Raw genomic sequence first — 19,470 nt, 5'->3', positions numbered from 1 at the left:
ATGGAAAAGAATCAGGTAGCAGACGCGTTCGTACGGCTGGTGACGATCATGGATGAATTGCGGGAAAAGTGCCCGTGGGACAGGAAACAAACCATCCATACCCTGCGGCAAATGACCATCGAGGAAACCTACGAACTGGCCGACTCCATTACCGATACCGACTGGAAAGGGATCAAAGAAGAGATCGGCGACCTGATGCTGCACATGCTCTTTTATGCCAAAATAGGGTCCGAGCAAGGTAAGTTTACCCTCGAAGAAGCCCTTCACGGCATTTCTGATAAACTGGTATCACGCCACCCGCACATCTATGGCGATATCCAGGTAAAAGACGACGAAGAAGTGAAGCAGAACTGGGAAAAGCTCAAACTGAAGGAGGGTAAAACCTCCGTGCTGAGCGGCGTACCCGTTTCGCTGCCCGCCGTGGTGAAAGCCACGCGCCTGCAGGAAAAGGCCAAACAGGTTGGTTTTGAATGGGATGCCCGCGAGCAGGTTTGGGACAAAGTAAAGGAGGAAATGGACGAGCTGCAGGAAGCCGTAACCGCCAATAACCAGGAGGAGATAGAGCTGGAGTTTGGCGACCTGCTGTTTTCGCTGGTCAATTACGCACGGTTTTTGCAGATAGATGCTGAAAATGCGCTGGAAAGAACAAACAAGAAGTTTATCAGCCGTTTTACCCGCATGGAACAACAGGCCACAAGTGACGGCAAGTCGCTGGCCGACATGTCGCTCGCCGAGATGGACGCCATCTGGAACAGCATTAAAAAACAAAACCCCGGCACTTGAAGCAGTTGCTGAAAACCTGGCTCGTTAAGCACATTTATCTGTTGGCCGCCCTCGGTCTGTTTGGCATCGCCTTCATCCTCAACAAATACGTGATTGGCACCACCACTGCCCGGTACTACGTAAACCTCATCGAAAAAAGGATACAGGAAAAAGAACAAGACTTTTCGGACCTGGCGGCAGATACTTCCCTGCTCGAAATGCTGGTTGATAAGCGCTACGACGAACAAAAGCTCGAGCGCCTCCTGGATACCAAAAAAGGATACGATTTTTTCATTTATGAGCATGCCCATGATTCGGCTGCCACACCCCACCTGGCTTTCTGGAATACCCAAAACATTTTGCCGGGTTTCCACTTTTCCAATACACTCGATACCAGCCGGCTGATCAAACTGCGCAATGGCCAGTATGTATACACCAGCCGGCAGGTAACCATTGGCAACGACCGCCACCTCACCATACAGGGCCTCATACCCGTGGTGTGGAAATACTTTGTAGAGAATGAAAACCTGAAAAAGGAATTCGCCGGTTATGCCGAAGCGGTATCCCGCGTGGATATCTCGGCGGTGCCAACTCCCTACGCGGTGAAGAGTATGCAGGGCAATACCCTGTTTTACCTCCAGCGCATCAACGAACACCTGCAGCAGCACAATATATGGTCCATTCTGCTGGTGATCACCGGCATCTTCCTGCTGTTCCTGTACCTGCAGCAAAAGGCCGATGAGATCAGCCGCCGTTTTGGCTTGTGGTTTGGCGCCTCCTTTCTGGTGCTGATGCTGTTGCTGATCAGGTTGTCGACCTATTTCTTCCCGCATGTGCTCGACCTGCGGCAGTTTGAATTGTTCGATCCTTACATCTACGGGTCGAGCCTGGTATTGAGTTCGCTGGGCGACCTGCTCATCAACTCGCTGCTGCTCTGCTGGATGGTCATTTTCATCAACCGCCGGCTCAACACGTCGACCATCAAGCCCTTTGTCGATGCCTGGAAGAACTGGCTGGCCATGGCCGGCGCATTAGCGCTGCTGGTGGTGTGTACCTTTACCCTGGCCGATATTCTGCAGACCCTCGTGTCGGATGCCAAGATATCCTTCAACGTCACCAATTTTTTCAGCCTGGTTGAATCGTTCAGCTTTGTGGGTTTTGCCGTAATGGCCACCCTGGGGCTCACGTATTTCCTGCTGGCGCAGATCTTCCTGACCGTCGCCGGTAAGATGATCGCCGGACGTAGCTATGCCGTGTACATCATTGCCGCTTTTCTCGGGCTGCTGTTCCTCTCGTTCCAGCGTAACAACGCCATGGTTGAGCTGAACCTGTATGCCTTGCTGTGGATGCTGTTGTTCATGTGGCTGATGCGGCAAAACATCTTTGCCGGGCTGAAATATAACCTCAATGTGTCGGAAGTGCTGTTCTGGCTGTTCGTTTTCTCCTTTTCGATGTCGGCCGTGATCCTGTTCGAAAACAGCAAGATCGAGTTTGAGCAACGCAAGCGCTTTGCCGAGAAACTGGCTACCCAGGCCGACCCCTCCAACGAGCGGTTATTGAGTATTGCCCTTGCCTATCTCGATAATAATTTCCTGGAGCCCAATTTCTCCCGGTTCTACAAACAAGAAGAGAACGCAAAGCTAAAAGACAGCATCAGCAACCGGAGCTTTATCGGTTATGCCAATAAATACGACTCGTGGGTGTTTACCTTCGATAAGGACATGAACCCCCTGTTCAATACAGAGCCGGGTTCCTTCGATACCCTCAATACGATCTTCCGTAACCAGTCGAAAGGTACCCTGGTGCCCGATCTGCGTTACTTCGAGCGCTCCTACGATAAGTTCTCCTATATATTCCGCAAGGAAGTGGTAGATACCAGCGGCGCGCCGGTGGGCTATTTCTTCGTCCTGTCGGACCCCAAACGTTACAAGAGCGAGGCCCTGGTGCCCGAGCTCTTCAAGCAAACCAGGGAACGTACACCCGAGTATTCGCCGGTATATGCCTATGCTATTTATGATAGTTTGAAACTGGTGAATCATTACAATGATTATGCATTCCCCACTTACCTCAACAAGCAGTCGCTGAAGGATGAGTTTACTATCGAAAAGCAAGATGGATACGAGGAACTATGGTACCGCGGTACGCCCGATAAAGTGGTGGTGGTAGCCAAGAAGAACAACTCTTTCATCGAGTCCATAACACTCTTTGCCTACCTGTTCAGTACCTTCCTCTTCCTGCTCGCCTTTTACCGCATCGTGGCTTTCGTGATGCGCAGAAGGCTGCACAAGACCTCTTTCCGCCAATATTGGGAACTGAGCATCCGTTCGCAGATACATAGCACGATCATCATGATCAGCCTGTTGCTGTTTGTCGTGATCGGTGTGGCCAACGTAATCTTCATCATCAACCGCTATCACCGCAACAACCAGGACCGCCTTACCCGCGCCATCCAGATCATGGTGAACGAGGTAGAGAAAAAGCTGGAAGGATTTGCCACCTTCAACGAAAGTGTCATGTTGTACGAACCCGGCTTCAGCGACGAGGTAGAGCAACTAATGCGCGATATTTCGGATATCCATGGCATGGATGTGAACCTGTACGATACGTTGGGTGATCTGAAAGTAACTTCCAATCCGGATATCTATTACCGCGGTGTATTGAGTGAAAAGATGAACCCGCTGGCTTACTTCCGCCTGCACAACCTGCGGCAGGTGCAAACGGTGACCGATGAAAAAGTGGGTAAGGTCGATTACCTGAGCATTTATGCGCCGGTACGCGACGATGATGGCAATGCCGTGGCCTACCTGAACGTTCCATCCTATAGCGCCGAAGTGGAGCTGACGCAGGAGATATCTTACTTCCTGGTAACGATCATCAACCTGAACGCATTCATCTTTTTGGTGGCAGGAGCTATTGCCCTTTTCATCACCAACCGCATTACTTCTTCCTTTACCCTCATCACGCAAAAGCTGCGCGATATCAACCTCGGTAAGGCCAACCAGGAGATCAACTGGCACCGCAACGATGAGATCGGTGTGCTGGTGACCGAATACAACAAGATGGTGCGAAAGCTGGACGAAAGTGCCGAAACCCTCGCCAAGAGCGAACGGGAAGGGGCCTGGCGCCAGATGGCCCGGCAGGTAGCACACGAGATCAAGAACCCGCTCACGCCGATGAAGCTCAGTATTCAATACCTGCAGAAAGCGATCGATGATAATTCGCCCAACGTGAAGGAGATGACGGCCAGCGTGGCGCGTACCCTCATCGAGCAGATCGATCACCTGTCGAAGATCGCGTCCGACTTCTCGCAGTTTGCCAATATCGGCAACCCGCGTAACGAAGTATTTGACCTGCACGAGCTCATTTATTCTCTTACATCCTTATACGAAGCTACGGAGAACTTGGACTTCCATTGGGAGCCGGTGCCGCACAAGGTGCTGCTTTTTGCCGATAAAACACAATTGAACCGCCTGTTCACCAACCTCATGCAGAATGCCCTCGAAGCGAGTGAAGAGAAGCCCATGCACATCATTCGCATGAATGAAGAACTGAACGGCGAATACATTACCATCAGTATTTCCGACAATGGCGGCGGAATTCCCGAGATCACCCAGTCGAAGATCTTTACGCCCAACTTCACGACCAAGTCGAGCGGAACCGGGCTTGGCCTGGCGATGAGCAAAAGCATTGTAGAGCAGGCTAAAGGCGATATATGGTTCGAAACGAAGGAAGGAGAAGGCACCACCTTCTATGTGAAGATACCGTTGCTACGGGCGATGAATTAGGGATGCCTACTGCAGCGACTTCAACAACTTCATCAATACTTTCTCGTCGGCGGTGTGGCCCGTCTTATCGTCGGGCTCTTCCAGGGCGTCCAGCTCCTTCAGGTATTGTTGCAACTTATCTTCTTCATACAGGCGGATGATGCCGGGATGCACATAGTATTTTCTGCATACGGTGCGCGTATTGCCCAATTGTATACTCACTTCGTCGAGCGCCTCCACCACTTTCTTTTTCTTTTCTGCGTCCGACAGGGCTTCTCCAATGTGGTGAAAGCTGCGCAATATGTTGAGTGTGCCGGCCCAGGTGCGGAAGTCCTTAGCGCTGAACCCGAAGCCGGTAGCCTGCTTGATATAGTTGTTGACCATGCCCGAGTCGATACTCTTACGCTGTCCCCCTTCATCATAATACTGGAACAACTCCTTGCCGGGTATATCACGGCAGGCCTGTACAATGCGGGCCAGTCGCTTATTGCGTACCGAAATAGTGTGGTTGACCCCTTTTTTACCCCGGAAACTGAACTGGATCGAGTGACCATTGATGGCTACATGTTTGTCTTTCAGCGTGGTGAGCCCATAGGAGCCGTAGAGTTTTTCGTAGCTGGAACTGCCGGGACGAATATAAGTGCGCTCCATCAGGCTTACGACCGTTGCCAGCACCTTTTCCTCACACAGCTCTTTGTGGCTGATGTCTTTTTCGATCTGCCCGCGCAGCGCCGGCAAGGCCTTGCCAAATTCATACAGGCGATGGAACTTGGTTTCATTGCGTACCACCTCCCAGTCGGCGTGATAGCGGTATTGTTTACGGTTGCGCACATCTTTACCCGTGGCCTGCAGGTGACCGTTCTCCAGCGGGCAGATCCATACGGCTTTCCAGGCCGGCGGGATTGCCAGTTTACGGATACGCTTCAGTTGTTCCTTGTCGTCCAACCTTTTATTGCGGAAAGAAAAGGAGAATCCTTTTCCTTTCTTCATGCGTAGGATACCAGGCATTTCATCCGATACATAGATGAGCGAAGCTACTTTGGCAGCCTGCTGATAATCCTGGTCAATGGCCAGCATCTCCCGGTGGTTCATCCGGGCAAAGTTTTGCATGCTATTACGCATGTAATCCTTTTTTGGTGCTTTTCGATTTTTGCTCGTGGTTTTCATCGGCTTCGTCTAATGAATGTGAACTATGCAGGTCTTTTTCCTTTTCTGCGAGCCTGGATAGTTTCGTGTAATACTTTTTGATCACGTTCAATTCTTCTTCAGTAAGGTCTTCGATGTCTACCAGCCGGTTGCTGGCTTTCTCGTGACAGGCGATCAATTCATTCAGCTTCATGTGAATAGCGATGGTGTCTTTGTTCTGCGTTTGTTGTATGATAAACACCATCAAAAAGGTGATGATCGTGGTGGTCGTGTTGATGACCAGTTGCCAGGTATCGGAGAATCCAAAGAGCGGGCCACTGATCGCCCACCCGACGATGAGTGCCAGGGCCAGGATGGAGGCCAGGGGACTGCCGGACGCATGGGTGAGTTTGGCGCTGATCTTATTAAAAAGGCGGGCAGTTTTAAGGTCCTTATTTGCCCGGGAGCGTTTCGTTGCCATAGTGGGTATAGTTGAGTTCGGGAATAGTCTATTAAAAAGCAGGCCAGCAGCCTCCACTATCCGCCTTTAAATTCCACAGTTTAGGTGCGTTATTAACCCCGCTTTAATGTTAGGCTGTACATGGGTAACTAATTCTACAGGAAAATGCCGCCTTGGCATCGGGCATACCGTTTGAAAATATCCATGCATAATCATTACTACTAAAAACAACCTATATGCACTTTATCCTGCCAGACAACCTGAAGTTCGTAAAGCGATTCATCGAAAGAACCTTTTTCGGCGCCCTCAAATTGAATGATTCGGACACACAGGAACGTTTCCTGGTAGAGACCGTCTTCGTAGACGCCAACCAATACCTCTGGTGCTGCTGTGCCGACGAACTGCCGGTAGACGCGGATAAATTCCCCGTATCCGTGAAATACATCGATAAAGTGAAAGGTATTTATATGAAAGTGACGGGCATTGCCAGTCGCATCATGCCGCAGCCTCAACCCGGATCGGCCGCTGCCCTCGATCATGACATCGAGGAGCTGACCGGCAACAACAATTTAACCTTGTTGAGAGTGAAAATGACAGAAACTGTATACTATAAGAAACGTGAAGATGGCCAGATCAATTTCTATGCGCTGGCCTGCTAAATAGACAAATAGGGCACCCTGCGAAAACAACTTATTGCTACCCTAAGAAAGTGATGCGGTCTATACTTACTGGTTGGACCGCTTTTTTTATTGCGCCCATCAAACCACTAAAGAAAAAGTTATGTCGAAAAAGACGGTCATTATATCTATCGTGTTGCTGTTGCTGGCGGGAGGGATCGTTTACTGGAATATCCATAAGCGTGGAATTGTACGATCGACGGTGAAGGAAACGGTAGCCGATAAAACCAATAACCTGTACAGCATGTCTACCGGCAGCTTTGAGGTCGATGAAGTAGCCGGTAACCTGACGGCAAAGAATATTTACCTGCAGCCCGATTCGAATGTCTACAACGCCTTGAAAGGCACCGAGGACGAGCCTTCGGTATTGGTCAAGCTCGATATTCCTGAGCTCGTGGTGGCTGGCGTAAAAACGCCTAAGGCTTTGTTGAACAGTGCGATCGATGGGCGAAAGGTATTGATCCAATCACCCCGCATCGAGCTGTATTTCACCGGCAAAGGAAAAGATTCTTTGAAGACGGTGCCAGATAAAGAAGTATACAGGCAGGTATTGGGCAACCTCACCATGATCAAGATCGATACCCTGTCCATCGTGAATGCGACGTTGGTAACAAAAGATTGGAAGACGGGTGATATCCGGATGATGTTCGACAGTGTGTCGATCGATCTGTTCCGCATCGCTGTTGACAGTGCGCACGACAAGGATACTACCCGCATCCTGTTTGCCGAGCAGGCAAATGTGCTTTGCAAAAAGGCACGTTGGACCAGTAAGAACAAACTGTACAATTACGAAGTGCGCAATATTGAAGTGAACAGTGGTACCCGCAGCCTGGGCATCAGTCGTTTTAAGATCGACCCCACCTTGCCGGAAGCGAAATTTCTGCAACAGTTCAAGTATGCACACGACAGGTTCGATATTGATTTTGAGGGTATCTCCATGGCCAATCTCAATGTCCCTATGCTGTTGCGTGAAGAAATAGAGGCTGATTCGTTGATTCTTAAAAACAGCAACCTTCGTATTTACCGCGACCTTTCTTACCCGCATGATGGAAAGAACAGGGTAGGGACCTACCCGCAGCAGATGTTGATGAAATTACCATATGAGGTCAATATCCGCCATGCCAGGTTTGTACATGCTTTTATCGAATATAAGGAGCGGAATGCGAAGAGTGGTAAAAGTGGCAAAGTACAGTTCCACGACGCCAGCATATGGGTAAGTAACCTGACCAGCAAGGCCAGCCTGTTGGACAAAGATCCTATGCGGGTGCAGTTCAATGCACGTTTCCTGAACCGGGCAGCCATGAAATCGGTGATCAATTTCTATCCGGGCAATGGAAAGTTTACGATGGAAGCGGATTTGGGTAGTATGCCGGCCGAAACGGTGAACCAGTTGACGGAGCCAATGGGCCTCGCCAAAGTAGAACATGGTACCATTAGTAGCCTCCATTTCAACATTACAGGCAACGACCATGCGGCCGACGGACAAATGACATTGCTGTATGATGATCTCAAGATATCCCTGCTGAAAAAAGATACTGCCGATAATACACTCACCAAAAAGAAACTGGCCAGCGCCCTGGCCAATATACAGGTAAAGAATGCGAACCCCGGCAAAAACGGCGAGGTGCGTCGGGTAGCCATTCACTTCGATCGCAATAAGGATAAGTCGTGGTTCAACCTCGTTTGGAAGTCGATCTTCAACGGGGTGAAGTCCTCTGTGGGGATCGAGCAGTAGCCTAAGTAATCAATAACGGATACACTGTGGGCAGATATTCACTTCCCCCAGGCTTTTGTTGCGCATAAAGGAAGAGTCGGTGAGTGTGTGTAGAAAAGCTTTTAATGCCAGTTTGTCGTTGCCGGTGAGCGTCAGCCCGGTGCGGCCCGATGCCTGTGTGAGTAGCGGATCGAGGTTATCGGTCGACTGCACATCGCTGGTATAATGCTGTAATACGAAGTCGAGGTTCTTGAAGCGGCCATCGTGCATATAAGGTGCTGTGAGCGCTATGTTGCGCAGGGAGGGTACTTTGAAGCGGTATTTGTCGGCCGGCAAGGTGGTGATGGTCATACGGCCCACGTCGTCGCTGTAAGGATAAAGGCCATTGTTGCGGAAGCTGTGATCGGTAAAGAAAGGTTCTTTGTGACAGCTGGCGCATTGCGCCTTAAAGACGGTATAACCCTGCGCTTCTTCGGGCGTAAAGGTAGGGCCTTCCCCACGCATCACCCGGTCGTATTTGCTGTTGGCACTGATCATGGCCGTCATGAACTGACTGAGCGCCTGCATCAGGCGGGCGGTGGTGATGTCGCGGCTGCCGAAAGCTGCGCCGAAGTAGGCGGGGTAATAGGGATCACGCCGGAGCTTGTATAAAACACTGTCGATCGATTCGCCCATTTCCACATGGCTGCTAATGGGCACCAGGGGTTGCAGGTCGAGATCGGATACGCCGCCGTCCCACATAAAGCTGGTGGCCCAGGCGAGGTTTTGTAAAGGCGGCGCGTTACGCGAACCTACCGAATCATTAATACCATGACTAAGGCGGTGCCCATGGTGCGAAAAGGCGGTAGATTGAATATGACAGGTGCCGCAACTGATGGTGCCATTCTTCGACAGCTGCCCGTCGTAGAAGAGGCGACGGCCCAGTTCAACCTTGATCGTCGAATATTTATTGTTGGCAAACTTGTATACCGGTGCGGGAAAATTGGCCGGTTGCGGAAAGGTACTGTCGGCTGTGGCGTGCCATTGTTGCGCGGGATCATAATCCAGAAAACCGGAAAGGGTAGCGGTGAGCAGTATCCCCAGGATAATATATAGGATGGTGAATTTCTTCATGGTTATTTGTTGGGATATTCCGTACCACCATAGCTGAAGGCGGCAGCGTAGTTGTCGGCGATATGGCTGCTTTCGGGCGCCAGCATGATATGGTGCTGCTGTTTAAGATCGATATGCTTTACAACCTCGGTAGCTTCAAAGCGGATGTGTACAATGCTCTTTTTATTGTCGCGTATCCGTAGCGGTGCGTTGGATGGTAAAGGGATGGTTACCCGGCGGATATTGTTGATGGTGGGGGTATTGTAGCCGCCATAACCGCCGATATGGTACTGGTATTCGCGAAAGCCGGTCTTGTCGGGTGGAATGGAGGGCGAGGTGCCTTCCATTTTAAAGAAGATATATCCGCTGTTCCAGGTCCAGTACATGCCTTCGCCATTGGCCATCCCGCTGCCGGGATCGAGGACGCCGGTTCTTGATTCGATGGGCAGGGTAGAAGTGAGGCTGTCCACCCCCACCAGGAAGGAAATGGCCGTGTAAGAGCCGGCGGGTACATAGAGGGGCAGGAGCCGGCTATCATTGGCCGACTGCCGGATGAGGAAAACGCTTTGCCCCTGGGGGATTACCAGTTTCTCTCCATTGGTTTTGTGCAGCTCGATGTTGCTGATATAGTATTGCAATAATGAGATCGTGATGGAATCGCCGGCAGCTGTTTGGTAGCTAACTGTATCGGTCAGGAGCTTTTTACCGGCAGCCCGGTGATCGAACCGCAGCGTCAGCTGTGCTGCCGCGCCGAACGCGGTACAGAGGAACAGGCTAAGGGTATACAGGATATGCCGGGTAAAACGCATGTTGGTAACCAGGTTATGGCGGTAAAAATAATCAGAACCGGTTAAAAGGGTAGGGGTAAACGCATTTTATTACCCGAACTGTTGGTAATGCGGTGTGTATTTCCCGGATAACAGGCTATGGGAGGTGACGAACGGCCGGCGCAGGCGGTCTTTGTTTGGCTATTTTGTCGTTATTTCGCGCCAAACCGCCCTACATGCGTTCCTTGTTGCTGATCCTGCTGCTGTGTTGTACTGCTGTCCTGTTTGCCCAGTCGGGCCGGCTGGAGGGCCTGGTGAAGGACAAAACTACATCCTTGCCATTGGAAGGCGCCACGATCACCCTGGTGCCGGGCGGCCAGCAGACTGTTTCTGATGAAAGGGGCCGTTTTTCCCTTAATAATGTTCCGGCAACCAGCGAGCTGGTGGTTACCGCCATCGGACATGCCCGTTTTCGGGTACGGGTGGGCGATCTGGCCAGCTTGCAATATTCGATTGCACTTGCTCCCACATCTGTCGAGTTGAGCCAGGTAACGGTCTCCAGCGGAGCAGGCGAACAGTTCAAACCCATCAGCAAACTTGATATCAAGCTGCGGGGTATCAACAATTCGCAAGAGGTTTTGCGTATGGTACCCGGTTTGTTCATTGGTCAGCATGCCGGAGGCGGCAAGGCCGAGCAGATCTTCCTGCGCGGTTTCGACATCGATCATGGTACAGATATCAATATCGGTGTAGATGGTATGCCGGTGAACATGGTATCCCATGCACATGGTCAGGGTTACGCCGACCTGCACTTCCTCATCCCCGAGCTCATCGATAATGTGACTTTCAAGAAAGGCACCTACTATGCCGAGAAAGGTAATTTCACGACGACGGGTTTTGTAGACTTCAAGACCATGAACGTGTTGCCCAATAACTCCGTCAAAGTAGAAGGGGGGATGTTCAATACGGCACGGGCTGTAGGTATGTTCAATCTGTTAGGAAAAGAGGCCAGGGCCAACGATCAATCGGCCTATATCGCTTCGGAGTATATGCATACCAAAGGGTACTTCGATAATCCGCAGGATTTTCACCGCATCAATGTATTTGGTAAATACTTTGGCGCACTCAATAAGCGCAACCACCTCAGTGTATCGGCGTCCGTATTTTCAAGCAAATGGGATGCGTCCGGTCAGGTACCTGACCGCGCAGTAGATAGCAAGCTGATCGGTTGGTATGGCGCTATCGATCCCCATGAAGGGGGCAACACTTCGCGCATCAATGCCAATGCACAGCTTACTACCACACTTGATAACCATGCCTACCTCAAGAACCAGGTTTATTATTCCAGGTATGGCTTCGAGCTGTTCTCGAACTTCACCTTCTTTAAAGAAGACCCGGTGAATGGCGATCAGATCCGTCAACAGGAAAAACGCGACCTGTTTGGTTATAATGGCAGTTACCATACAACCTTCTTTGCCGGCAATACCCAGATCATTTCCGAACTGGGCGCCCATGTGCGGATGGATAGAACGCACAACAGCGAACTATCCCGCACCAAAGATCGTACGATACTCACCAATGGCCTGATGCTGGGCGATATCTCCGAGAACAACCTGGCGGCCTATGTCAGTGAAACCTTCCGATTCAATTCCCGCTTCAGCATCAACGCGGGTCTGCGCTACGACTATTTTCAGGATGAGTATACCGATCAATTGAACGGATCGGTAAAAGGAAAAGCCTCGGCGGATATTGTAAGCCCGAAGCTGAGCTTTTATTATAACCCCAGCTCAACGGTGCAGCTCTACCTGAGCAGCGGCAAGGGCTTTCATTCAAATGATACCCGGGTAGTGGTGCCGCAAAACGGCCTCACCATACTGCCATCCGCTTATGGCAGCGACCTGGGTACGGTATTAAAGCCTGTGAAGAACCTGTTGGTGAATGCAGCCGTTTGGTATCTCTGGCTCGATCAGGAGTTTGTGTATGTAGGTGATGAAGGCGTGGTAGAACCCAGCGGCAGGAGCCGTCGATATGGGGCCGACCTGTCGGTTCGTTATCAACCCCTGAGCTGGTTGTATGCAGATGTGGACTTTAACTACGCTCACGGTCGTGCGGTGGATGAGCCTAAGGGAGAAGATTATTTACCACTGGCGCCCCGCTTTACTTCTATCGGGGGACTTACGGTGAAAACTAAACCAGGTATCAACGCTTCTTTGCGTTATCGTTATATGGGCAACCGCCCGGCCAACGAAGACAATAGTGTAGTGGCGAACGGCTATTTTATCACCGATGCTTTTGTTGGTTACAACCGCGAGCGTTATGAGATCGGGCTGGCCATTCAGAATCTCTTCGATGTGAAATGGAAGGAGACCCAGTTCGATACCGAAAGCCGGTTGTACAATGAAGCTGCTCCCATCTCCGAAATACACTTTACACCCGGCACGCCCTTTTTCGCCAAGCTGAGTTTCACGTATTTGTTTTAGGGAACGGAATTATACAATTACTGTCGAAGTCCGTCCATTGCCATCATCGCTGTTTAGGATCACATTTGTGTACTAAACAGCAATGGATATGAATGCAGCTACCGTAAGGACACATTTTGCAGCAATCAACAATAAGAAGATCGCCTACCGCAGGATCGGCAATGGCGATCCGATGATCTTGTGCCAGCGTTTTCGCGGCAACCTCGACGATTGGGATCCGGGGTTCCTGGATGAACTCGGCCGGCATTACGAGGTCTATATATTCGACCCTACCGGGATGGGCTCCTCCGAGGGTACCGTTAATTCCGATATGATGGGTTTTGCACGTGATGTAATTGACCTCGCCGATGCCTTGCAGATCGATCAGTTTCTGCTGGGCGGTTGGTCGTTTGGTGGCATGGTGGCACAGATTGTCACTACGGAGTTTTCTTCACGGGTACATCAAACAATATTGATGGGCACCAAGCCGCCCGGTCAGGTGAATCACCCGATAGAAGAGATCTTCCTGCAAACGGCCTACATCGAAGATTATACCTTTGAGCACGAGGTCATTCTTTTCTTCGAGCCGATCTCCGAACGGAGCCGCACATTGGCGAAAGCCAGCCATGACCGTATCAATAGCAGAACCATTGATCGTGATACCAAAGTAAAACCTCCCTTGTGGGAATATTATGGTAAGGGCGTCGCCGACTTCGTTAAGGATCCGTACAACTGCCGTCAAAAGCTGCAGGAAACAACTATTCCCATTCTTGTTATTTCCGGCGACCATGAGGTTTGCTTTCCGCCGGAGAACTGGTTCGACCTGAACCGCGCCCTTCCAACTACCCAGGTGGTGGTGATACCGCGGGCCGGTCATGGACCTCACCACCAGTATCCCGCTATGGCAGCTTCCTACATCCATGCTTTCATAGAGAACAATAAAAACAAATAACCATGAAGAAGGTAAGTATGTTAACGGGCCTTACTATGCTGGCAGGTGTCGCCGCTATGGCAGGCAATTTCTGTGATTCCTGTTCGAAAGCGAAAGCCACGAAAGCGGAGATCAATGAGGTGGATTATAAGATAGCTGCGGCTAGCGTAACCCACAACAAGAAATGGGGACAGCTGGAATTTGAGATCATTGTACAAGGGCAGGCGGGCCGTAGTGTTTCGAAGCCGGCGGGTCAAATGAACGGCGCTCCGGTAGATGGATATGTTTTCCCAACTACGCTTAGTTCGGAAGATATCGGCTTCAGCAAAACTGAAGGTATCGTTGCACTGGCCTTGACGGCGCATGCGGATTTTGATGATACCCCGTTGTGGGATGAGGATGGCGATGGTAATTACGGCAATGATAAAGTGATCTGGCATCCGCATTGGGTGGTACTGGTCGAAGACAAAAGAGTACCGGGTGGCTTATCGGTGAAAGAGTTTGATCCGAAAGATAAATCGGTGGTGTTGCCCAAAACGAACCCAGGCATGCCGATGTATATGGATTCGCCCGGCTTTCAGATAGTGACTGAAGGCAAGGCGATCCGTGTAGTGGTGCCCGATTACCGGGTGCGGTTCAACACCAACTTCAAGTATGATGCAGTGGGTGTTTATATGCAATTGTACACGGGTGGTGGTGAAGGCCATTCGGCGGATGGTAAAATGCCGATGCTGGGCGTGTATAAAGTGTACAGCGTATTGTCGAAGAAACTGGCACTTCCTTACCAGGTAAAATAACAGGTGGCAGCGCGGGTTCGGGGCTATCAGGATGATGATTGTGTACGATGGTGTCCGGGCCCGCTGCTTAACCAGGCGATCGAAGGATCTTCTCCTTGTCGATGCCGAGCTTTTTGATGCGAAAGTTGAGGGTCGATACATTCATGCCGAGTATTTCTGCTGCGCCCCCTTTTCCAAATATCTTTCCTTCGCAGGCCCTGAGCACATTGATGATGTGTTCGCGTTCGTTTTCTTCCATGGTCTTTATCCGGGTGGTTCCCTGCTGGGTTGTTGCCGGCGAATCGGGTGTTTTGAACTGGCGGATCATAGTTCCATCGCTTTGCAGTACCGCCCGCTCTATACAATGCTCCAATTCCCGGATATTACCCGGCCAGTGGTATTGCTGCAATTGCTTCAGTGCTTTTTCTTCGATGCCTTTAATAGGTTTGCCGGTTTTGTTGGCATGTACCTGTGCAAAATGTTCAGCCAGCAGCGGTATGTCATCCATGCGCTCGCGCAATGACGGCACGGTCAACGGAAACACGTTTAACCGGTAATAGAGATCGAGGCGGAACTTGCCATTGGCCACTTCCTGCTCAAGGTTACGGCTGGTGGCGGCGATGATGCGTACATTGACCCGAATGGTTTCATTGCCACCGATGCGCTCTACCTGTTTTTCCTGCAATACACGTAGTAGTTTGGCCTGCGACAGCGGACATATCTCGCCGATCTCGTCAAGGAAGATAGTACCGCCGTGCGCCTGTTCAAACTTGCCGATCCTCTTTTCATGGGCGCCGGTAAAGGCGCCTTTCTCGTGACCAAAGAGCATCGAGTCTATCAACTCGGAAGGCAGGGCTGCACAATTGACTTTTACCAATGGCTGGCTTTTGCGCCGGGAGAACTGGTGTACGCTGTCGGCGATCATTTCCTTGCCTGTGCCGCTTTCCCCGAGTACCAGCACAGAGGTATCGGTAGGGGCTACCAGTTGTACCTGGTGCAGTACGGTACGCAATTTTTCGCTGTTGCCGATGATGTTTGCCAGGCGCGGCTGGCTGGTGGAGCTACTTTTTTGCTTGTCCTCATAGGCCTGCGTTTCAAGGCTGTTGGTATGGAGGTAGCTGGCGATGTCCATCATAGTGATGACATCGCTTTCCCGGAAAGGTTTAACCAGGAAGCCATAAGGCCGGGTGGCTTTGGCGGCATCCAGCGTTTGTTTATTGGAGTTGGCAGAGAGGTAGATGAAAGGTATGTTCCGTTGCCGCAGTGTTTTGGCAAGATCGATTCCTGTGAGGGGACCTTTAAGGAATATATCGACGAGCACCATATCGGGCCGGTCCATATCGATCATATTGAGGGCGCCCGATACGCTGCGGGCTATTCCACTGATGGAATAGCCGGCCTGCTCCAGCATCTCCTGCAGGTTGTTGGCCTCGATGAACTGGTCTTCTACGATCAGTATCTTATTTTGTCCGTTAATTGGATGTTGTTGCATAGAATACGATCTCCTGTGATTTGTATAGCGGCGTATTGGCGATAAACGCCAGCGTTACCTGCGTACCATTCTTCGATTCAAACTGCAGCGAGCCATCGAGATCGCCTGCCAGGCCTTTCATAAGCTTTAGCCCAAGCCCATCGCTCACGCCGGCCTGCTTGCCGGCCGGTATGCCGATCCCGTTGTCGGTGATCACCAGGGTGGCCTGCTTGCGGGCATCCAAATCGAGCTGCAGGTGAATGGCCGGATCGGGGTGACCGGGCGGAAAGGCGTATTTCAAGGCGTTGGTAATCGCTTCGTTCACGATGAGCCCCACAGGCACCGCCTGCGATACATCGAGATCTACCTGGGCCACCTGCAACGTGAAACGGATGGGCCGGTCTTTGTTGAGTGATTCGCTGAGGTAAACATGCAGTTCTTCGAGGTAATCTTTCATGTTAATGGAGGCTACATCTTCACCCTGGTATAGTTTCTTATGAATAAGCGACATGGTGTACACCCGGTTACGGCTTTCCACGATGGCGGCGAGCGCATCGTTCTTCAAATGCCGGCTTTGTGATTCGAGCAGGCTCAATACGGTGTGCAGGTTGTTCTTGACACGATGGTGCACTTCCTTCAACAGCCATTCCTTTTCGCCCAGCAACTGTGAAAGCTCTTTGTTCTGCTCCTGGATGCGTTTGTTGGCTGCCTGCTTGCTCCGGTACGAGCGGTACAGGAGACCGGCGACGATGAACAGGACAATGATGCCCGCGATCGTCATATTCTTGATGAGTTTTTCCGCACGCAGGTCGCTTGCCTGCAGCGCTGATTGCTGCTTCAGGTAATTCAATTGTTGTTCCTTCCCGGTGAGCTCATGGTCCTTCTTTTCGGCAGCGAGCTGCTGGATGGTGGCCTGCTGTTGAAGCATGTTGATGTTCTGCTGTTTCAGTTGTATATCTTTTTGCCGCTGATCATAGAGCGAGAGCTGCAGGGAGGCATCGCGCCGCAATATTTCTATATCCTTTTCCCGCAATAGCAAATCACGGTCTTTCAATTTGAGGGCATCGTCCTTTTTTTCCGTTTCGTAACGGATGTTGATCTCGGCGAGTTCCCGGGCTTTGGCGACCGTAAAGATGGAATCGCTCATTTGCTGCTGGCGGCGGAGGTGCTGCAGCGCAGAGGCATAATTGCCCATGGCCGAATCGATGCGGTACATCAGGTTGTTGGCCCCGATCTTGTCTTCGGAGTTGATATGAGGGGCAGATAGTGTGGTATTGAATAGCGCATAGGGCCTTGCCTGGTCGAATGCCCCGCGATTGAAATAGAACTGCGCAATGGTTTGATTCTTTTCGGGTCTGAAGAACGGCTCATATTCTTTAGCCATCATTGCCTTATAGTACATCTCTGCTGTTTCGTATTGGTGCAGCGCATTGTAGCAATCTCCATAACAGTAGGCAACGGCCAGTTTTTGCCAGGGTTCTGTAGGCGGAAATTGCTGTTCTGTTTGTTTGATCAGTTGAAGCGCTTCATTTGTTTTCCCTTCCCTGATCAGGCCCCTGATAAAATAGGGGAAGTTCATGAGCACATACTTGTGAAATTCCTTTTTGGCTACTTCATGCAGTTTCCAGTGCCAGGTCATCTCATTGCCATGATCTTTTAAACTCCCATACAGCGAGGCGATCTGGTTGTACAGGTTGAGATCATGGGCAGGTGTTTTGAGCTTTCCCAACTCTTCTATCGATGAAAATGCATAGGAAAGGGCTATATGGTAGTTGCCCCAGCTTTGGTGTATCTGGAGCAGGCAGCCATAGATGCTCCGCAGGCAGGGAGCGTTGATCTTTTTTGCGGAAACGAGCAGGTCCAGCAGTTGTTTTTCCGCTTCAGCCTGGCGCCCCTGTAAGCGGCGTACGTTGGCGCGCCGGTACAGGATCTCGTATTCCGTTTCCTTGTTGTTCAGTTTACGGAACAGGTCGCTGGCTTCGGTGTAGAGTGCACAAACCTCCTCGTAATTACTTTCATCGGGCGAGAGGCCGGCCACATAGGAAAAGAGCGACCAGGCTTGCCAGAAGGTATCGCCATACCTGCCAAACTCTTTGGATAGCGGCAATAACACTTCCTTCGCCTTGCCGGTTTCGCCCCGGTTCATGTATACAGCCCCCAGCCAGTATTTTACTTGTCCCCGCAGGTGGGCATCGTAGGTTTGCTGGCTGATGTCTACCGCTTCTGTGGCCAGCTGCAGGGCTGTATCGAGCCCTTTGGGATTTACATGCCTTCTGCTGATGTAGATGTTGATAGCCGTTATTCTTTCCTGGAGTGTTGTAAGCGCAGGTTCTTTTTCCCGGGTGCCCACGGCGCCCTTCTGGGCGGTGGCGGCCAGCGCGGGCAATAACGTCAAAATGATCAGCCATGTCTTCATTTGGTTTGTTCTTTTTTGACGGTGAATACCTGTTCTTTCTGTATACCTAATTTCCGGATGCGGTGATTGAGCGTGGATACATGAAGGCCCAGCAGTTCGGCGGCGCCGCCTGCACCAAATATCTTTCCGCCGCAACGCCTCAGTACGTACAGGATATGGTCGCGTTCTACCTCTTCGAGCGTTTTTATCACGGGTTCTGCCGTGGCTGTGCTGCTGTTACGCGACCTGCTGCCGGGCAGCGGCACCTTCTTGATGAGGGAACCTTCGTTGAGTAAAATGCTTCTTTCAATGAGGTGTTCCAGCTCGCGCACATTGCCGGGCCAGTGGCATTGTTGTAATTGGTCCAATACGCCGGCTGCGAGCCTGGTGTTTTCCTGACGGGCAAACCTGGTGAGAAAGTGTTCCACCAGCAGGGGAATGTCTTCCTTTCTTTCGCGCAGGGGGGGTAACGTGATGGGGAATACGTTGAGGCGATAGAAGAGGTCGCTCCGGAACCTGCCTTGTTCAATGGCGTGGTGCAGGTTGCGGTTGGTAGCGGCGATCACCCGTACATCCGTCCTGATGGGGGCTTTGCCGCCGATGCGTTCGATCTCTTTTTCCTGCAGGGCACGCAACAGCTTTACCTGCAGGTCGGGGGGCATGTCGCCGATCTCGTCGAGAAAGATGGTGCCGAGGTTGGCGAGTTCGAACTTGCCGATCCTGCGGTCGATGGCGCCGGTAAAGCTTCCTTTTTCGTGGCCAAACAATTCACTTTCGATGAGGTTGGCGGGCAGGGCTGCACAGTTGATGTTCACCAGCATTTTGTTCCGCCGGGGCGAATGCTGGTGAATGGCTCTTGCGATGAGCTCTTTGCCGGTACCCGTTTCTCCCAGTAGCAGCACGGTGCTGTGCGAGGCCGCCACCTGCGACAACAGGGAATACACCTGCTGCATCGATGGGCTGGCGCCAATGATGCCGGGATAGGTTATTGCTCCAGTGCTGCCCTTTTCCGGCGGATGAAGATCATCCACTGAATGGCCGGGCTTAACTGGTTGTCGTTTGGCCATATAGTTGGTT

Annotated in this window: 14 protein-coding genes; 7 read left to right on the top strand and 7 right to left on the bottom strand. The window is 51.3% G+C overall.

All coding sequences use genetic code 11. The features are described 5' to 3' along the window. Positions 1-783 (top strand): nucleoside triphosphate pyrophosphohydrolase, encoded by a 783-nt coding sequence (mazG, locus tag P2H89_RS24760; RefSeq protein ID WP_275832046.1) that lies wholly within the window; start codon positions 1-3, stop codon positions 781-783. Beyond that, complete coding sequence (locus tag P2H89_RS24755) at positions 780-4,547, top strand: HAMP domain-containing sensor histidine kinase (RefSeq protein ID WP_275832044.1); 3,768 nt, start codon at positions 780-782, stop codon at positions 4,545-4,547. Before mazG ends, P2H89_RS24755 begins: the two co-directional genes overlap by 4 nt. Positions 4,548-4,553: 6 nt before the next feature. Here the strand turns inward: P2H89_RS24755 and P2H89_RS24750 are convergent, their stop codons facing one another. Further along, positions 4,554-5,648 (bottom strand): DNA topoisomerase IB, encoded by a 1,095-nt coding sequence (locus P2H89_RS24750; protein WP_275832042.1) that lies wholly within the window; start codon positions 5,646-5,648, stop codon positions 4,554-4,556. Next, positions 5,641-6,132 carry a low affinity iron permease family protein gene (locus P2H89_RS24745; protein WP_275832040.1) on the bottom strand — a complete coding sequence of 164 codons (492 nt, stop codon included), beginning with the start codon at positions 6,130-6,132 and terminating at the stop codon, positions 5,641-5,643. Before P2H89_RS24745 ends, P2H89_RS24750 begins: the two co-directional genes overlap by 8 nt. Positions 6,133-6,347: 215 nt before the next feature. On the opposite strand from P2H89_RS24745, the gene P2H89_RS24740 reads away from it, so the two are divergent. After that, entirely contained in the window at positions 6,348-6,770 is a 423-nt protein-coding gene (locus P2H89_RS24740) for a hypothetical protein (RefSeq protein WP_275832037.1), read from the top strand. A 121-nt stretch (positions 6,771-6,891) separates the two neighbouring features. Further along, the gene (locus P2H89_RS24735; RefSeq protein WP_275832035.1) at positions 6,892-8,523 is read left to right on the top strand and encodes a hypothetical protein; all 1,632 of its coding nucleotides are present in this window, start codon (positions 6,892-6,894) and stop codon (positions 8,521-8,523) included. Between the two features lie 9 nt (positions 8,524-8,532). Here the strand turns inward: P2H89_RS24735 and P2H89_RS24730 are convergent, their stop codons facing one another. After that, entirely contained in the window at positions 8,533-9,615 is a 1,083-nt protein-coding gene (locus P2H89_RS24730) for a cytochrome c peroxidase (RefSeq protein ID WP_275832033.1), read from the bottom strand. Positions 9,616-9,617: 2 nt separating this feature from the next. Next, positions 9,618-10,403 (bottom strand): MbnP family protein, encoded by a 786-nt coding sequence (locus P2H89_RS24725; RefSeq protein WP_275832031.1) that lies wholly within the window; start codon positions 10,401-10,403, stop codon positions 9,618-9,620. A gap of 194 nt (positions 10,404-10,597) precedes the next feature. On the opposite strand from P2H89_RS24725, the gene P2H89_RS24720 reads away from it, so the two are divergent. The 3 genes from P2H89_RS24720 to P2H89_RS24710 all read left to right on the top strand — a co-directional run bounded on the left by P2H89_RS24720 (position 10,598) and on the right by P2H89_RS24710 (position 14,548). Next, entirely contained in the window at positions 10,598-12,841 is a 2,244-nt protein-coding gene (locus P2H89_RS24720; RefSeq protein ID WP_275832029.1) for a TonB-dependent receptor, read from the top strand. A gap of 88 nt (positions 12,842-12,929) precedes the next feature. Then, complete coding sequence (locus P2H89_RS24715; RefSeq protein WP_275832027.1) at positions 12,930-13,772, top strand: alpha/beta hydrolase; 843 nt, start codon at positions 12,930-12,932, stop codon at positions 13,770-13,772. Between the two features lie 2 nt (positions 13,773-13,774). Continuing rightward, positions 13,775-14,548 carry a hypothetical protein gene (locus P2H89_RS24710; protein ID WP_275832025.1) on the top strand — a complete coding sequence of 258 codons (774 nt, stop codon included), beginning with the start codon at positions 13,775-13,777 and terminating at the stop codon, positions 14,546-14,548. A 67-nt stretch (positions 14,549-14,615) separates the two neighbouring features. Here P2H89_RS24710 and P2H89_RS24705 read toward each other — a convergent pair whose 3' ends face one another. From P2H89_RS24705 to P2H89_RS24695, 3 genes are read right to left on the bottom strand one after another with little or no spacing between them, the layout of a single operon-like run. Continuing rightward, positions 14,616-16,019, bottom strand: a complete 1,404-nt coding sequence (locus tag P2H89_RS24705; protein WP_275832023.1) for a sigma-54 dependent transcriptional regulator — start codon at positions 16,017-16,019, stop codon at positions 14,616-14,618. Next, entirely contained in the window at positions 16,000-18,414 is a 2,415-nt protein-coding gene (locus P2H89_RS24700; RefSeq protein WP_275832021.1) for a histidine kinase dimerization/phosphoacceptor domain -containing protein, read from the bottom strand. The genes P2H89_RS24705 and P2H89_RS24700 overlap by 20 nt, the downstream gene beginning before the upstream one ends. Further along, on the bottom strand, positions 18,411-19,460 hold the full coding sequence (locus tag P2H89_RS24695; RefSeq protein ID WP_275832019.1) for a sigma-54 dependent transcriptional regulator: 1,050 nt from the start codon (positions 19,458-19,460) through the stop codon (positions 18,411-18,413). The genes P2H89_RS24700 and P2H89_RS24695 overlap by 4 nt, the downstream gene beginning before the upstream one ends. Positions 19,461-19,470: the final 10 nt, after the last annotated feature.

The organism is Paraflavitalea sp. CAU 1676, assembly GCF_029223285.1.
GTDB lineage: Bacteria > Bacteroidota > Bacteroidia > Chitinophagales > Chitinophagaceae > Paraflavitalea.
This window is presented reverse-complemented; position numbering and strand designations above follow the sequence as displayed.

Bases quoted from the DNA above. Each gene is read 5' to 3' on its own strand.
- mazG (WP_275832046.1), top strand. From the start codon at position 1: ATGGAAAAGAATCAGGTAGCAGACGCGTTCGTACGGCTGGTGACGATC.
- P2H89_RS24750 (WP_275832042.1), bottom strand. From the start codon at position 5,648: ATGCGTAATAGCATGCAAAACTTTGCCCGGATGAACCACCGGGAGATG.
- P2H89_RS24745 (WP_275832040.1), bottom strand. From the start codon at position 6,132: ATGGCAACGAAACGCTCCCGGGCAAATAAGGACCTTAAAACTGCCCGC.
- P2H89_RS24740 (WP_275832037.1), top strand. From the start codon at position 6,348: ATGCACTTTATCCTGCCAGACAACCTGAAGTTCGTAAAGCGATTCATC.
- P2H89_RS24735 (WP_275832035.1), top strand. From the start codon at position 6,892: ATGTCGAAAAAGACGGTCATTATATCTATCGTGTTGCTGTTGCTGGCG.
- P2H89_RS24730 (WP_275832033.1), bottom strand. From the start codon at position 9,615: ATGAAGAAATTCACCATCCTATATATTATCCTGGGGATACTGCTCACC.
- P2H89_RS24725 (WP_275832031.1), bottom strand. From the start codon at position 10,403: ATGCGTTTTACCCGGCATATCCTGTATACCCTTAGCCTGTTCCTCTGT.
- P2H89_RS24720 (WP_275832029.1), top strand. From the start codon at position 10,598: ATGCGTTCCTTGTTGCTGATCCTGCTGCTGTGTTGTACTGCTGTCCTG.
- P2H89_RS24715 (WP_275832027.1), top strand. From the start codon at position 12,930: ATGAATGCAGCTACCGTAAGGACACATTTTGCAGCAATCAACAATAAG.
- P2H89_RS24710 (WP_275832025.1), top strand. From the start codon at position 13,775: ATGAAGAAGGTAAGTATGTTAACGGGCCTTACTATGCTGGCAGGTGTC.
- P2H89_RS24705 (WP_275832023.1), bottom strand. From the start codon at position 16,019: ATGCAACAACATCCAATTAACGGACAAAATAAGATACTGATCGTAGAA.
- P2H89_RS24700 (WP_275832021.1), bottom strand. From the start codon at position 18,414: ATGAAGACATGGCTGATCATTTTGACGTTATTGCCCGCGCTGGCCGCC.
- P2H89_RS24695 (WP_275832019.1), bottom strand. From the start codon at position 19,460: ATGGCCAAACGACAACCAGTTAAGCCCGGCCATTCAGTGGATGATCTT.